This is a genomic window from Nocardia sp. NPDC102475 (assembly GCF_055584605.1).
Genome location: NZ_JBVJLS010000001.1, coordinates 132,437 through 147,772 on the forward strand (window position 1 = coordinate 132,437; position 15,336 = coordinate 147,772).

Annotated in this window: 13 protein-coding genes; 4 read left to right on the top strand and 9 right to left on the bottom strand. The window is 65.9% G+C overall.

Annotated features, from left to right (window positions below):
* Nucleotides 1-41: 41 nt before the first annotated feature.
* The 6 genes from ACZ60G_RS00600 to ACZ60G_RS00625 form a co-directional block, all read right to left on the bottom strand.
* Nucleotides 42-899 carry a sirohydrochlorin chelatase gene (locus tag ACZ60G_RS00600; RefSeq protein WP_465806027.1) on the bottom strand — a complete coding sequence of 286 codons (858 nt, stop codon included), beginning with the start codon at nucleotides 897-899 and terminating at the stop codon, nucleotides 42-44.
* Nucleotides 896-2,137, bottom strand: coding sequence for a uroporphyrinogen-III synthase (locus tag ACZ60G_RS00605; protein ID WP_465806028.1), 1,242 nt, complete (start codon nucleotides 2,135-2,137; stop codon nucleotides 896-898). The genes ACZ60G_RS00600 and ACZ60G_RS00605 overlap by 4 nt, the downstream gene beginning before the upstream one ends.
* Before the next feature lie 2 nt (nucleotides 2,138-2,139).
* Complete coding sequence (gene nirD / locus ACZ60G_RS00610) at nucleotides 2,140-2,586, bottom strand: nitrite reductase small subunit NirD (RefSeq protein WP_465806029.1); 447 nt, start codon at nucleotides 2,584-2,586, stop codon at nucleotides 2,140-2,142.
* 64 nt (nucleotides 2,587-2,650) lie between these two features.
* On the bottom strand, nucleotides 2,651-5,200 hold the full coding sequence (nirB, locus tag ACZ60G_RS00615; RefSeq protein WP_465806030.1) for a nitrite reductase large subunit NirB: 2,550 nt from the start codon (nucleotides 5,198-5,200) through the stop codon (nucleotides 2,651-2,653).
* Nucleotides 5,201-5,226: 26 nt separating this feature from the next.
* The gene (locus ACZ60G_RS00620) at nucleotides 5,227-6,690 is read right to left on the bottom strand and encodes a nitrate/nitrite transporter (protein ID WP_465806709.1); all 1,464 of its coding nucleotides are present in this window, start codon (nucleotides 6,688-6,690) and stop codon (nucleotides 5,227-5,229) included.
* Nucleotides 6,691-6,940: 250 nt separating this feature from the next.
* Nucleotides 6,941-8,200 carry an MFS transporter gene (locus ACZ60G_RS00625; protein WP_465806031.1) on the bottom strand — a complete coding sequence of 420 codons (1,260 nt, stop codon included), beginning with the start codon at nucleotides 8,198-8,200 and terminating at the stop codon, nucleotides 6,941-6,943.
* A 66-nt stretch (nucleotides 8,201-8,266) separates the two neighbouring features.
* On the opposite strand from ACZ60G_RS00625, the gene ACZ60G_RS00630 reads away from it, so the two are divergent.
* From ACZ60G_RS00630 to ACZ60G_RS00645, 4 genes are all read left to right on the top strand, one after another.
* Complete coding sequence (locus ACZ60G_RS00630) at nucleotides 8,267-8,938, top strand: FadR/GntR family transcriptional regulator (protein WP_387290001.1); 672 nt, start codon at nucleotides 8,267-8,269, stop codon at nucleotides 8,936-8,938.
* A 188-nt stretch (nucleotides 8,939-9,126) separates the two neighbouring features.
* Nucleotides 9,127-10,611 carry an MFS transporter gene (locus ACZ60G_RS00635; RefSeq protein WP_465806032.1) on the top strand — a complete coding sequence of 495 codons (1,485 nt, stop codon included), beginning with the start codon at nucleotides 9,127-9,129 and terminating at the stop codon, nucleotides 10,609-10,611.
* Nucleotides 10,612-10,785: 174 nt separating this feature from the next.
* Nucleotides 10,786-11,325 (top strand): GNAT family N-acetyltransferase, encoded by a 540-nt coding sequence (locus ACZ60G_RS00640; protein WP_465806034.1) that lies wholly within the window; start codon nucleotides 10,786-10,788, stop codon nucleotides 11,323-11,325.
* 67 nt (nucleotides 11,326-11,392) lie between these two features.
* Nucleotides 11,393-12,235, top strand: a complete 843-nt coding sequence (locus ACZ60G_RS00645; protein ID WP_465806035.1) for a hypothetical protein — start codon at nucleotides 11,393-11,395, stop codon at nucleotides 12,233-12,235.
* Nucleotides 12,236-12,250: 15 nt separating this feature from the next.
* On the opposite strand, the gene ACZ60G_RS00650 is transcribed toward ACZ60G_RS00645, so the two are convergent.
* The 3 genes from ACZ60G_RS00650 to ACZ60G_RS00660 are packed head-to-tail and all read right to left on the bottom strand — an operon-like array spanning nucleotide 12,251 to nucleotide 15,334.
* A complete protein-coding gene (locus ACZ60G_RS00650) occupies nucleotides 12,251-13,357 on the bottom strand; it encodes an SCO2521 family protein (RefSeq protein ID WP_465806036.1) in 1,107 nt (368 codons plus the stop codon).
* Nucleotide 13,358: 1 nt separating this feature from the next.
* A complete protein-coding gene (locus ACZ60G_RS00655; protein ID WP_465806037.1) occupies nucleotides 13,359-14,375 on the bottom strand; it encodes an SCO2522 family protein in 1,017 nt (338 codons plus the stop codon).
* 47 nt (nucleotides 14,376-14,422) lie between these two features.
* On the bottom strand, nucleotides 14,423-15,334 hold the full coding sequence (locus tag ACZ60G_RS00660) for an SCO2523 family variant P-loop protein (RefSeq protein ID WP_465806038.1): 912 nt from the start codon (nucleotides 15,332-15,334) through the stop codon (nucleotides 14,423-14,425).
* Between the last annotated feature and the right edge of the window lie 2 nt (nucleotides 15,335-15,336).

Here is a 15,336-nt window from a genome sequence, read left to right on the forward strand (position 1 = left end):
GCTTTCTTGCTACGGTGTGCTACACCTTTTTCGACAGCCACTCAAATCGCACGCGCACGGACCAGCTCGCGGGCGGCAGTGCGGTAGCGGTCGGCGATCAGGCGGACGACGGCCGGGTGGACGCCGATAGGTTCGGCGACGCCGTCGGCGCCCGCCTCGTGCAGGCGCTGCTGGAACAGACCGTGGGCCAGCAGATACGAGGCGATGAAGACGCGCTTTGCGCCCGACTCACGAAGTTCGGCAACGACTTCCGGTACGCGCGGGGCTCCGGTGGCGACGTAACCGATGCGAACCGGGACACCCAGATGTTCGGCCAGCATGCTCGCTGCGCGCCGAACGTCCTGGCGTGCACGGGCATCCGATGATCCGGCCGCCGCGAAGACCACCGCGTCACCCGGGCGCCGGCCTGCGGCGCGCAGTCGCATGGCCATGATGCGGGCCAATGCCGGATCCGGTCCCATCGCGGGTGTCACCGCGACCTCGGGATGACCGCTCTCGGCCACCTCGCGCGGCACATCCTGATACACATGATATCCGGAGGCGAGGAAGGCCGGAACCACAACGGCAGGAACCGATTCCCCTTGGGCATCGGTCAGATCACGCAGCACCTCGGACGGCGATGGGCCGAGCACATCCACGAAAGCGGTACGCACCCAGGGCTTCTCGGTCGCCTCCTGCCCACGAGCAACGGCGCGAGGTGCACAAACCGGCGCCGTGGAGGTATCGGCGTCGCGCCCCGAAATCGCGACGCCGAGCTCACCCACCCCGCTTGCTCCCATCCCACCGGCCGCCGTCCTGCTGAACTCGTCAGCGACCGCCTCGGCGAGCGCGGCGATCATCTGCACACCCCTGGTACTCCTGGTGCCGTGTGCGACCAGGACCAGGGCCGGAGCCGTCACCAGCTCCCCGCAGGCTGTGCGTACCTCGGCGCGCGGGCCGGGGTACCGATGCCCGCTACCGGCGCACGGCCGTTGGCGACGGTGCGCGGAAAATCATCGGCGCAATCCGCGGCGTCCAGCGCCAGCCGGTAGCCCCGCTTGACCACGGTCTGAATGGCTTTCGGGGTACCCAGCCCAGCACGCAGCCGCGCGATCGCGGTCTCCACAGCATGGGTGTCGTCACCGCCGCCGGGCAGCGCCGCGAGCAGATCCTCCCGGGAAACCACCCGGCCGGGCTGCCGTGCCAGCGATCGCATCAGTGCCATCGGCGCGGGCGCGAGCTGGCGCACGGAACCGTCGACCACTACGCACGCACCGCGCACGCTGATGGTGTGTCCGGCGGCCTGAATTCGATTGGCGCGCCGCGGCAATTCCTCGGCGACGTGCCGGGCCAGCGCACCGAGGCGCGCCCGTCCCGGCATCGAGGTCGGCACACCCAGCTCCTCCAGCGGAGCCGCGGTGATCGGTCCGACGCAGGCGGGCAGCACCCGTCCGCGCAGTGCGTGCAGCACACCCTCCAGCAGCCCGGTTTCCTTGGCGCGCATCAACATCGACGCCACGGCGGGCGCACTGGTGAAGGTCACGCAGTCCAGGCTGGAGGTGATGATGGCCTCGATCAGGCTGTCCATCGGACCCTGATCATCCGGCGGCACCCAGCGATACACCGGCACCGCGACGACATCCGCACCGGCACAACGCAATACCTCGCAGAAGTCGGGTACCGGCTCCCATTCGGTTGTCGCGCCGTGCAATTGGACCGCGATCCGCACACCCTCCACCCCCTCGGCGAGCAGGTGGTCGAGCACCTCGGCGGAAGACTCCGATGCGGGCGACCATTCCTCGCGCAGTTCGGCGGCACGAATGGCGCCCTTGGCCTTCGGCCCACGCGCCAGCATCCTGGTGGACGACAGCGTCAGCCGCAGATCCTCGGCAATGCCCCAGCCCTCGGCCGCTTCCATCCAGCCGCGAAATCCGATGCCGGTGGTGGCCACCACGATCTGTGGCGGATCGGCCACGAGGTCGCGGGTCACCCGCTCCAGTTCGGTGTCGTCGGCCAGCGGGATGATGCGGATAGCGGGAGCGGCGACGATACCGGCGCCCCGTCGGGTCAGCAGCGTGGCGAACTCATCGGCCCGCCTGGCGGCCGTGACGCCGACCGTGAAACCGGCCAGACAGGCGCCCGTATCGATTGTCGTCATGCTTATCCACCGTCCGCGGCGACGAGCCCGGCATCGACCGGGTCGTTGGAAACCGAAACGATGCCGCCCTCGACGCGCACCGCGTAAACCGGCAGCGTCGCCGAATCGTCGTCCAGGCAGCGCCCGTCCAGAAGCGAGAACGCCTGCTTCAGCAGCGGTGAGGCCACAACCGGAATACCGGCGCGGTCACCGACGATCCCGCGCGACATCACTGCCGCGCGGCCGATCGGATCAATATTGCCGACGGCGGCGAGCGTGCCGTCGGTCATCAGGAACAGAGCGGCCTGACGGCCGCCCTTCAGCAACACCGCGACGCCGCGGCCGGGAATCAGGTAGTCGAGTCGGCACGCCTGCGTCCAACCCGAAGGGGATGGTAAGTCGGCGGAGCCTAGGGGGTGGGTCAACACAGTGGTAGCAGTGGCAATGCCGGGGGTGTCCATCACGGTCATCGGTGTCATCCTCCAAACGCCTTATCCATTGGTACAGGCGTCCTGTTTCTTCGGGGTTAAGCGGCTATTGCCCGCGTGTGGCGACCGGGATTTCCGGCATGCCGAGCAACACCGGCACCTTCCGTTCCCCGGTCTCATCGAACGAAATGGTCGGATCGGTCTCTTCCGGGGCATTGACGAAGGACACGAAACGCGACAGCTTCTCCTCGTCCTCGAGCACCGCGGCCCATTCGTCGCGGTAACCGGCGACATGCTGGGCCATGGCGGCCTCCAGATCCTCGGCGATACCGAGGCTGTCCTCGCACACGACCTGCTTGAGGTAATCGATGCCGCCCTCCAGCGCCTCCTGCCACGGCGCGGTGCGCTGCAACCGGTCGGCGGTGCGGATGTAGAACATCAGATACCGGTCGATGTACTTGATCAGCGTCTCGTCGTCGAGTTCACCGGCGAGCAGCACCGCGTGCTTCGGGGTCAGACCGCCGTTACCGCCCACATACAGGTTCCAGCCCTGTTCGGTGGCGATCACGCCGACGTCCTTACCGCGCGCCTCGGCGCATTCGCGGGCGCACCCGGACACGGCCAGCTTCAGCTTGTGCGGCGAACGCAGGCCGCGGTAGCGCTTCTCCAGCTGCACGGCCATGCCGACCGAATCCTGCTGACCGTAGCGGCACCAAGTGGAGCCGACGCAGCTCTTCACGGTGCGCAGCGATTTGCCGTACGCGTGCCCGGATTCCATGCCGACATCGACCAGGCGCTGCCAGATCTGCGGCAGCTGTTCGACGCGGGCGCCGAACAAGTCGATGCGCTGACCGCCGGTGACCTTGACGTAGAGGTCGAATTCCTTGGCGATCTGACCGATGGTGATCAGCTGATCCGGGGTGACCTCACCGCCGGGCATCCGCGGCACCACCGAGTAGGTGCCGTTCTTCTGCAGATTCGCCAGGAAGTGGTCGTTGGTGTCCTGCAGCGCGGCCTGTTCACCGTCGAGGATGTGATCGCTCGAAGTGGAAGCCAGGATGGAGGCGACCGTCGGCTTGCAGATATCGCAGCCGGTGCCCGTGCCGTGCTTGGCGATCAGGGCGGAGAAGGTGCGGATGCCGGTGGCCTGGACAATCTGGAACAGCTCGGCCCGCGACTGCGAGAAGTGCTCGCAGAGCGCCTTGGACATCTCGACGCCGGACTGCTCGAGCAGCTTCTTGAGCATGGGAACGCAACCGCCGCAAGAGGTTCCGGCGGACGTGCACTTCTTGACGCTCGCGATATCGCAGGCGCCCTCTTCGATGGCCCCGCAGATCGCACCCTTGGAAACGTTGTTGCAGGAGCAGATCTGGGCATCGTCGGGCAGCGAGTCGGCACCGAGTTCGGCGCCGGCGGGCGAGATCAATGCGGCCGGTTCGGCGGGCAGCGGACGCCCGACCAGCGGACGCAGCGCCGAGTACGCGGTCGCATCGCCGACCAAGATGCCGCCCAACAGGATCTGCGCGTCATCGGAGACGACGAGTTTCGCGTAGGTGCCCTTGGCGGCGTCGTGCAGTACGACCGATAGCGCGCCCTCGGTGGTGCCGTGCGCATCACCGAAGCTGGCGACGTCGACGCCGAGCAGCTTCAGCTTGGTCGACATATCCGCGCCGGGGAATTCGCCTGCGCCACCGAGCAATCGGTCCGCGACGATCTCGGCGGTGGTGTAGCCGGGGGCGACCAGGCCGTAGCAAACGCCTTCCACCGCAGCGCATTCGCCGATCGCGTAGATGTTCGGATCGGAGGTCTGCAGACCGAGGTCGGTGATGATGCCACCGCGCGGGCCGACCTCGATGCCGCTGTCGCGGGCGATCTGGTCGCGCGGGCGAACACCGGCGGAGAAGACCACCAGTCCGGCGTCGATGACCGAATCGTCGGAGAGCGTAATCTTCAGGCGCTCAGCCGCTCCCGCGTCCGCGACGGTCTCGATCGAAGCGGTGCCGACACCGGTGTGCACCTGCAGCCCGAGATCGGTGACCAGCTTCTCCAGGATGGCGCCACCACCCTCGTCGACCTGGGCGGGCATCAGACGGGGGTTGAACTCCACGACATGCGGCGTCATGCCGAGCAGGCGCAGCGCGTTGGCCGCCTCCAGACCCAGCAGACCACCGCCGACGACCACACCGGCCGCACCGGGTCCGGCCGCGGCGGCGGCCGCGCGGATGCCGTCGAGGTCATCGATGGTGCGGTAGACGAAGCACTCCGGCAGGTCGTGACCCGGCACCGGCGGCACGAACGGGTACGAACCGGTCGCCAGCACCAGCGCGTCGTAGGCGATGGTGTCGCCCGCCGAGGTGGTGACCTTGCGCGCCTCGCGGTCGATGGACTGCGCGGTCTGGCCGAGGCGCAGCTCGACCAACGCGTCACCGGCGTATTCGTTACCCGGAAGCGCCAGCGCGGCGGCATCCCAGGTACCGACGTACGACGAGAGTCCGACGCGGTCGTAGGCGGGCAGCTGCTCCTCGCTGAGGATGACGACCTGCCACTGGCCTGCCTCGTCCCGGGACCGCAGCGCCTCCACGAACCGGTGCCCGACCATGCCGTGGCCGACGACCACGACGGTCTTGCGCTGGGTGGGGTCGACTGTCGAGTTCATGACTGTCCTCCGTTGATGATTCGGCGTCAGGCTCGGGCCGACGTGCTGGTGGACTGGGACGGGGTGGTTGCCTCGGCTTCGAGCACGAGCGCCTCGGCCTCCACGACGACCTCGGAGTCGACGCCGCCGCGCGGACGGCGCAGGAACACCAGCCAGGTCACCGCGGCGCAGGCGACGTAGAAGGCCATGAAGACCCAGAAGGCGGTGGTGGCCGATGCGGTCGAGGCGTAGGAGGAGCGCAGGACCAGGTTGATCCCGACGCCGCCGAGCGCACCGATCGCGCCGACGAAACCGATGAGCGCACCGGAGGTGTTCTGTGACCAGGCGGCCTGGGTGGCCGGACTCGCGTCCAGGCTCTTGGATTTGGCGTCGAAGACCGACGGGATGATCTTGGTGACAGCTCCGTTGCCGATACCCGATACCACGAACAGCGCGATGAATCCGACGACCAGCGCGACCATCGCCGCACCGCTGGGCACGCCGCCGCTACGGTCGCCCGCGGTGCTCGCCACGCCGACCAGTACCGCGGCCGCTGTCATCACTGCGAAGGTGTAGAAGGTGACCCGGCTGCCGCCGATCCGGTCGGCCAGCTTGCCGCCGTACGGGCGGGCCAGCGAACCGAGCAGCGGACCGATGAAGGCGATCTGCGCGGCATGCAGTGCGGCCTGCGCGGCGGTGTCGCCACCGGCCTTGAAGCTGATCTGCAGCACCTGACCGAAGGCGAAGCTGTAGCCGATGAACGAACCGAAGGTGCCGATGTAGAGGAAGGCGATCGCCCAGGACTGCGGCACCTTGAGCGCCGTGATCATGTAGGTGAGATCGGCCTTCTGGTTCTTCAGGTTGTCCATGAACAGCGCGGCGCCGACACCGGCCAGCGCGACCAGCACGAGGTAGATCGCGCAGATCAGCGAGGCGTAGCCGTTGCCGAGGGTGGCGATGACCAGCAGACCGACCAACTGGATGACGGGCACGCCGATATTTCCGCCGCCCGCGTTCAGCCCGAGCGCCCAACCCTTGAGCCGCTGCGGGTAGAAGGCATTGATATTGGTCATCGAGGAGGCGAAGTTGCCGCCACCGAATCCGGCGAATCCGGCCACGACCAGGAACGTCGTGTACGAGGTGCCCGGCTGATTGATGAAGTACAGCGTGAGCAGCGTCGGAATGAGCAGCAGCGTGGCACTGAAGATGGTCCAGTTGCGACCGCCGAAACGCGCCGTGGCCACGGTGTACGGAATGCGCAGAAACGCACCGACCAGCGTCGGCATGGCGACCAGGAAGAACTTGCCCGCCGGATCGATGCCGAACTTATCGGTGGGCATGAACAGCACCATGACCGACCAGATGGACCACACCGAGAACCCGACGTGCTCGGCGAAGACCGACCAGATCAGATTCCGCTTGGCGATGTCTTTGCCACCGGCCTCCCAGGCCGCGACATCCTCGGCATCCCAATGCTCGATGTTGTGGTTACGCGTCAGCGTGCTCAACAGGGGCCTCCCAAAATCGGTTAGCCCCACGGTAGGAAACGGGTATTGCCGAAATGCTGCCCCAAATGACCGTCAAATCAACGGTTGCTCACGATTCCCCGGAAAGCCGGGTGAGTTCCAACCAAATGTTTCGCGCATGTGACACACCGGTTTCCACACGTCACAAACAGCCGATCTCCGAATTACCGGCTGGTGAGGTGTGACGCGCACAGCATGCGCGCCATCACATCACCTCGCAACTCGAAAGGCGCGATCAATTCCAGGTGTCTTCGAGCATGCGCGGCTTGCAGGCCTGCCAGGCTCCGGTAAGCAACACCAGCACCGCGACGACGAGCATCGCGAACGGCGCGGCCCAGCCCTCGGTCGCGCTGCGCAGCATGCCGAACAGCACCGGACCGATGCAGGCCACCGCATATCCGACGCCCTGGGTGAAGCCCGACAGCGCGGCCGAACCCTGTGCGGTCCTGGTGCGCATATTGATCAGCGTAAGTGCCATCGGGAAGGTGCTCGGGCCGAGGCCCAACAGCACGACCCACAGCAACGGCACAGTCATCGGCGCGATCAGCAGTCCGGCGAATGCGGTGAAAAAGAAGACGGCACAACCCACTACGAACGGGAACGGATTGCGGAACCGGGCGACCACCGTCGGTGCGGTGAACGCCGACACCAGACCGACCAGCGCGAACACGCCGACCATGGTTCCGCCGAACCCGGCGCTCGCACCCGCCTCGGACAGGATCTTGGGCAGCCAGGTGAACATGGCGTAGGTGGTCAGCGAGGTCATGCCGAACATGCCCGCCATGCCCCAGGCCACCGGCGAACGCCACACCTTGCCCTTGGGCTCCTTGGTTCGCGACGGCAGCGCCGTGCTGTCGACCCGATCGTGGCCCCGGCGATCGCGCAGCACACCGAGCCACGGCAGCGCGGCCGCGAAGCCGAGAATCGCCCACAGCCCCAGCGAGATCCGCCAGCCGTGCGCGTCGGCAACCGGCACCGCGATCAGCGCGGGCACCACGGTGCCGAGCTGGACCATGGTGATGTACAGCGAGCTGACCACCGCGAGCCGGTCCGGGAAATACCGCTTGACCAGCGGCGGAATCACCACATTACCGATGCCCATTCCGCCGAGGGCCAGTGCGGAGAAGATCAGCAGTTCGGCCGTGCCGCCGACCAGCGCCCGGATCAGCATGCCGAGTCCGGCCATCAGCATCGCGACGAGTGCGGTGCGCTCCAGCCCGATCCGGCGCACGAAAAGCGGTGTGAGCAGACCGGAAACCGCGAACATCAGAGTCGGGATCATGCCGAAGATGCCGACGACGGCCGTCGAGTAACCGATATCGGCGCCGATGCGCTCGGCCAGCGGCGAGAACGCGGTGACGGCGACCCGGAGGGTGAGCGCGGACATCACAATGGCGGCGAGGACGAGCAGTCGGCCTTCCGTCAGTGCACGTTTGCGCCGCTCGACCCGGACGGATTCCGGGCGAGTCATAGTTTCCGGGAAAGTCGCAGTCACTTGCGAAATCATAGGATGACCCGATGATAGGAGGCAAGGATTTGTGACGGGCGGTACTCTGATGCCGTGCAACCCGTCCGGCGGACCAGCCTCATTGCCCAGGTAACCGAGCAGCTGCGTGCCGAAATTCGTTCCGGCCGTTGGGCTATCGGCTCCCGAATCCCCACCGAACCCGAGCTCACCGAGCTCACCGGAACCGGGAGAAATACGGTACGCGAGGCGGTGCAGGCGCTCGTCCACTCCGGGATGCTGGAGCGTCGCCAAGGCTCGGGCACCTATGTCATAGCGGCCTCGGAGGTCGGCGGCACCCTCGCGAAGTACTTCGCCGACGCGGAGGAACGCGATGTGCTGGAGCTGCGCATGGCCCTGGATACCAATGCCGCGGCCTTGGCAGCGCGCCGGCGCGACGAGACCGATATCGCCAATCTGCGGCGACTGCTCGAGGAACGCAGCCAGCAGCACTGGGATGAACAGAATCTCGCGGCCATCGAGGCCGATGTGGAACTGCACCGCGCGATCGTCGTCGCCAGCCACAACGCGGTATATCTGGAGTTCTACGATTCGCTGCTGCCGATTATCGAACAGGTGATCCGGGCGCGGACCGCGAAATCCGACGATGCCTACGACGCGGAGCACAATGAATTGGTGCAGGCCGTTATTGATGGCGATCCGGAACGCGCGGCCCAAGCCGCGCGATGCTTCCTCGCCTCGCTGATCGCCGAATACCCGGACCGCTAGACTTCTGGTCAACCGACCGAAAACTCTTGCGCCGACGAGGTAACCAATAGGTCACCGACCGACTCGCCACCATGTGAGTCGGATTTGCCTGGAACGTCACTTCAGGCCATTCACACGCAACAACCGGCTTTTACCTTTGTCTCGACCGCAGCTCGGCGAACCCACCGAGCCAGATCGAGAGGAAGCCGATGACTGCCGCAGTAGCTGCCACCGGCCAGCAGTCGGACACCCCAGTATTCACGCACCAGAAAAGGGGGCGCTGGCTGGATCACTGGGAACCGGACAACACCGAATTCTGGGAATCGGGCGGCAAACTCACCGCCCGCAAGAACCTGATCTTCTCCGTCTTCGCCGAGAATCTCGGCTTCAGCGTCTGGGTCATCTGGGGCACCGTGGTGACCAGCATGGGCTTGGCGGGCTTCGACTTCCTGGCCGGACTCGGCAAGGGCAACCCGACGGCGGTGAGCAATGCCCTGCTGCTGACCTCGACCCCGACGCTTGTCGGTGCGGCACTGCGCATTCCGTACACCTTCGCCATACCGAAGTTCGGCGGACGCGCGTTCACCGCATTCAGTGCGGGGATGCTGCTCATTCCGACGCTCGGCCTGGCCTACTTCGTGAACCAGCCCGGCACCCCCATGTGGGTGTTCATGGTGCTTGCCGCACTGGCCGGCTTCGGCGGCGGCAACTTCTCGTCATCGATGGCCAATATCTCGTTCTTCTTCCCGGAAGGGAAAAAGGGTGCGGCCCTCGGCATCAACGCCGCGGGCGGCAATCTCGGTGTGGCGCAGACCCAGTTGGTGCTGCCGCTGCTGATCACCCTCGGCACGCACATCATGGCCAAGGACGCGGCGGGCTACCGCTTCGGCATCACGCTGTCGGTGCTGGTCTGGGTGCCATTCATCCTGATCGCCATGTTCGGCGCGCTGCGGTACATGGACGGCATCAGCACCGCCAAGGCCGACGGCAAGTCTTACAAACTGGCGCTGACCAATAAGCACACCTGGGTGATGTCGTTCCTCTACATCGGCACCTTCGGTTCGTTCATCGGCTTCTCCTTCGCCTTCCCGACGCTGATCAAGGCCAACTTCCCGGATCTGGCCAAGATCGGCTGGATCACCACCCTCGGTAACCTCGCCTTCCTCGGCGCGCTGGTCGGCTCGTTCAGCCGTCCGTTCGGTGGCTGGATCTCCGACAAAGTCGGCGGCGCCAAGATGACCATCTACGTCTTCGGCGGTATGGCCGTCGCATGTGTGCTGATCATGGCCGGATTACAGGCCAAGAGCTTCCCGCTCTACCTGGTCGCCTTCCTGCTGCTGTTCGTGCTGACCGGAATCGGCAACGGTTCGACCTACCGGATGATCCCGTCCATCTTCAGCGCCGAGGCCAAGAAGTACGCGTCCGAACAGGGACTCGACCTCACCGACGCCGCCGCCTCGGCCAAGCGTCAAGCGGGTGCCGCGATCGGTGTCATCGGCGCGATCGGCGCGTCCGGTGGCTACCTGCTCCAGCAGGCACTTCGCCTGTCCAACATCAACTTCCACAGCATGAACCCGGCCTTCTGGGCCTACGCCGGCGCGTTCCTGGTCATGGCCACGGTCACCTGGTTCTTCTACCTGCGCTCCTCGTTCGCCGTAGCCCGTGTCCCCTCACTGGCCTACGCCAACGTATAACCACATCACCCGCTAGACCCGAATGCCGCGCTGGACGAGGTCCCCAGCGCGGCATTCGGCCGTCCATCCGCATCACCACCCGCGACTGAGTAGGGATTGCTTTTGGCGGTCTCGGTCCATCAACTGCGCCAGCACTTTACGCTGGAAAGCAGCCTCACACCGGGAGGGTGGGCATTGGATAATTCCGAGGGGGCGGGGGAACCGGTGTTCCGGACCGCACGATTGGCGGATCTCGACGATATCGCCGCGCTGGAGCGAGAACATTTCGGCGACCTGTGCTACCCGTATGTGACGCTGCGGCAACTGTTCGACCTGCACGGACCCGATTGGGTGGTGGCCGAAATCGGCGGCAGAGTGCGCGGCTACGCACTCGTCGGCGTCGGCACCCGGCGGCGCGGCTGGGTGATGGGTCTCGCGGTCGCACCGAACTACCGCAATCGCGGGCTCGGCCGCGCGCTGCTGGACCGGGCCGTGACGAGTTGCCGCACCGCACAAGCAGATTCGGTATACCTCACGGTGCGACCTACCGATCGGCGCACGGTCAAGCTGTACAAGAACGCGGGATTCCGCTGGGCCGGATACGAACAGCGCTACTTCGGCGCGGACGAACCGCGAGATGTGCTGGTACACCGCATCGATCGCTGGCCTACCACCTCGCAGTTCCCCGGACCGAGCGACAAGCGGTGGCTCAAGGGCGGTCGCGCACCGGATTGACCGTCGAATCGCGTTGGTATGGTGGGTATCACGTCGAACGTGACGGCTGCACCCGGGGGAACACACGATGACCGAATACGCGGGCCTGTCCCAACTGTCACCCGTGGTCAATTCGATGACCATGCTGATAGATCGCCATGCCGACCGATACGCGGGCGAGATCACCGAATACTTCCAACAGGCCGAGGGCGGGTCCGAACAGCCGCTTCTCGACTCCTTGAACACCCATGTCGAGACATTGGAGCTGGACTACGACCCGGTGAAGATCTCCCAGCCCGGCGACAGCCTGGTCTTCTCCCATATCTACACGGCGGCACAGGAACCCGTCGCGGACGGCGACGGCCGACTGCGCGCATTGACGGCTCTGCTCGCCGCCGAGGTCGAATTCCGCGGACCACGACGGTTGAGCCGCACTCAGAACACCCGGATCGCCGAAATCTATGAGCATCTCGGCCGCGCGCTGGTCGCCGCCGACCTGCCCCACCATGCCGTGCTGGCCTTCAAACGCGCGGTGGGCGTACACCGTGTCGAGGAGGACTTCGACGCACAGGACCGCTGCGGGCACGCCTTGGCGCAAGCGCGCTGCCGCGCGGTCGATCCGGTTTGGAAGCGGATCCCGCACTGGACCCTGGAAGTGCTGTGCGGCTACGGTTTTCGGCCGTTCCGGCTGCTCGGCTGGATCGCCGCCGTACTGCTCATCGGCACCGTCGTGCTGTGGGCCACCGACGGCCAGCCCATCCCGACCGCGCTGCACATGTGCCTGATCAACTATCTGAATCCACTCGGCCTCGGCGACCTCGAGGACATCAGGGGCGCCGGACGGACACTCCTGATCATCGAGGCCTACGCCGGACTCGTACTCAACTCGCTGTTCTTCGCACTGCTGGTCCGGCGATGGTTCCGAATCTGATGCCGCCGCGGCGTGCTAATCCGCGCTGTAGTCCTCGTTGCCGATCCTGGTGTGCCGCACCGCATCGAGTGCCGCCACCAGCACCCGATTGTGCAGCTGATCGATCAATGCCCGCCGTCCCGCGGTGAAATCCGGATCGGTATTCAGCTGCGTCCACAGCCCGCGCAGCGCCGGTGGCGTATGCGCGCCGGGCACCCACAGATGCGCCAGGTGGTGCAACACCGGGGCCAGCACCGCCACCGACTCCGCACTGCCCGGCGGGTACAGGTCGGACTTCTCCAGCCCCGCGGCGGTGACCGACAGCAGCCAATCGTGCACCGCGAGATCCTCGCAGAACCGCTGCACATCGGCCAGTTCCGCCTCGGTGCGCACGGTGATCAACGCGGTGCGAACCGTATCGTTCTGCAACCGGAACCACACCACAGGCTGCGCCGGATCACCCATCCGCGCCGCCCAGCGCAGCCTGGTCGTCCCCGATTGCACCGGCGTGTTCTGATCGAGGCGGTGATCCATCCGAATGCGGCCGAGCAGCCGATTGGCGATCGACGCGAGATCAAGGGCGCCCACCGGCGGCGGGCCCGCGGCCAGGAAGCCCTCGGCCAGCCGGGCACCAGTTTCGGCGGTGACCTTGGTGATCACCTCGGACACCCCGACCTGGCTCAGATAGTGCGACCACGTCCGACGCTGATCGCCTGCGGCGCGCACGACTCTGGTCTGTGCCGAACTCTGCAGCACCCGTCCGCCGACCACGACCGCATGCGTTGCCACCGTGCCGATCGCCCGCACATCGGGATGCGAAGGGGCGGCCAACCGGCAATCCACGCCCTCGGCGGTGGTCGGCGAAACCGCGAGCGACATCGGGCGCTCCCGCCACAGCATCGGACGGCCCGGCACCAGCTCGAGCAGTTCCTCGAGATCACCGCGCGGCAGCGGCGTCGCCGCGGGCAGCAGGCAAGTGTCCACCTCACCGAACACGATCAGTGGGCCGGCGGGTGTCCTGGTCTGTGCCGCACCAGCGCGCACCAGCAGGCGCACGGCTCGGCCACGACGCAGCTGCCTGAGATGCGGCGTCGAGCGGGCCGTGCGCATCCGGCGCGCGGCCGAATCGTTCGGTTCGTTCACGTCAGGATCCGTCCAGCAGGAAATGGGTGAGGCGTTCGGTCACCTTGCGCGATACGTCGATGCCCTCCTCGTTTCCCCTGGCGACGATCTGATCCACCACTTCGTCGTCGAGTTGGATGTGATCGAGTATTACCCGCACCGCGTGCTCGATACCCAGATATCGCTGCGGCAGCAGCGAAAGTGACCGATATGCGGCAAAAGGTTTGGCCCGCGGATTCAGCTGGACCACCGCGGGCATCTCCCACCAACTGCTCGGCCACGGCATACCCGCCTCCCACGGCTGCGGCTCGACCACCGGCATACCGTCGAAGCGCAGCATGCCCAGTCGCAGCAACTGCCAGATGGACGCCAGATACGGGCAGGACCATTTGGTGAAGACTTCTTTGCGCCCGTTCACCTTTCGGGTTTGTTTGCTCCACATTTCGACGTCGAGGAAGATCGAATGCTCGCGCCGCCCGAACTCCTCGGCCGGTTCGTACGGCTCGTCGTGCATGGCCTGCTCCGAGGGATCATCGGAGGCACGTCGCCCATTGCACAGCCAGCCGGATTCCGCGGTGGGCGGTCTGCGTCCGTTCGCGCCCTCGGGCGGTTCGGCCACGATGCGGGCGCGGACCAACTCGGCCAGTTCGATACGCGGCGCGCTCACCGCGCCGTATTCGGCGGCCGGAACCTCCCAGCAGCCCGCCTCGCGCGCCAAATAGTCGATGCTCAAACCACATTCGTCGGCATTGCGCAGCAATTTGTCGAGTATTTCGCCGGGATTGGTGTCGAACCGGAAATAGTCGTCGACCAGAAAGCAGGTGCTCACCCTGGCGCGCGGACCGAATTCGATTTTCGCGGCCTCGGTGAATGCCGTGACCAGCGGCACGATCCGACGAAACTGCGTGCGAATCTTCTCCTCGCCATTGGCCAGATCGTGCATATAGAAATGCCCGACCTCGATCGACACATGGGACAGCGGCACCTTGGCGACGCGCGGGTGCTCGGTGGCCTCGCTGTAGCCTGCGGCATGCTCCATGTGCTCGAAATCCCTTTCCTCCGATGGTGTTCTCGAGTTCAGTCGATTCAGATCCGGCGCCAAGTCGCGGGGTCGAGCACGCGATCGGCGAGCGTGTCGAAGGCCTCGACTGTTGCCTTGTTGGCAATTTCCTTCTGCACGTCGATGTCCAGAATCAGCTGTTCGCGCCATTGCAATACCGGCTCGACCGGGGTCTCGCCGAGCATCGCGCTCGCACCGACCTTGTTCGTCGACGCCAGCCGTTTCAACATGGAGTCCTGCTGGTGCAACCAAGCCGCCTGCGGCCCAGGAGATTCGGCCGCGTCGTTCAATTGCGGCACGGCGGTGCGCACGTACCTGATGTTGTCCAGCAGCACCTCGCGATCGTGGCCCGCGCCCGCACCGCAATCGAGGATCCCGAACTGTCCGCGCACCAGACCGTGTGCGGCGATGATGTGCTGACGGGTCCAGCGATGAAATACCAACCAGCGCACCGTTCGCGCGGCCAACTGCGGCAAAGCCGTTGCCTTGAGCGCGATTTCCATCGCCACCGAGCGTCCCGCGCTGAGATCGACGATGCATACGTCGAAGTCCTGATCGAGTTCGAGCAGCAACTGGGCGCAGTTGTCGAGGGTGCGGTCATCGATTTTGGTGAACTCCGCGCCACCGGCATCGCCGGGCAGCAGGAACAGCTTGCCGGTTCGCGTGCGCATCTTACGTAATTCGCGACGATCGGTATTGTCCCGCACGTCGATTCGAGTGGCGACGCCGCGGCCGAGCAAATAGGAATGCAGGCCGTCGCCACCGGTGATGCCGCGCTCCACACCGCTGATCTCGAAAAGCGCACCCGCGGTGGGGGAACCGAAATCGAAATCCAGATAGGCGACCCGCTTACCCCGCACACACATCCGATAGGCGAGATTGCAGCTGGTCACCGAGCGGCCGGTGCCGCCCTTGTCGGAGGTTGCGAACACGATCATGC

Coding starts and splice junctions, on each gene's coding strand:
- ACZ60G_RS00645 (WP_465806035.1), top strand. CDS start 11,393: ATGACCGAATACGCGGGCCTGTCCCAACTGTCACCCGTGGTCAATTCG.
- ACZ60G_RS00655 (WP_465806037.1), bottom strand. CDS start 14,375: ATGGAGCATGCCGCAGGCTACAGCGAGGCCACCGAGCACCCGCGCGTC.
- ACZ60G_RS00605 (WP_465806028.1), bottom strand. CDS start 2,137: ATGACGACAATCGATACGGGCGCCTGTCTGGCCGGTTTCACGGTCGGC.
- ACZ60G_RS00660 (WP_465806038.1), bottom strand. CDS start 15,334: ATGATCGTGTTCGCAACCTCCGACAAGGGCGGCACCGGCCGCTCGGTG.
- nirB (WP_465806030.1), bottom strand. CDS start 5,200: ATGAACTCGACAGTCGACCCCACCCAGCGCAAGACCGTCGTGGTCGTC.
- ACZ60G_RS00635 (WP_465806032.1), top strand. CDS start 9,127: ATGACTGCCGCAGTAGCTGCCACCGGCCAGCAGTCGGACACCCCAGTA.
- nirD (WP_465806029.1), bottom strand. CDS start 2,586: ATGACCGTGATGGACACCCCCGGCATTGCCACTGCTACCACTGTGTTG.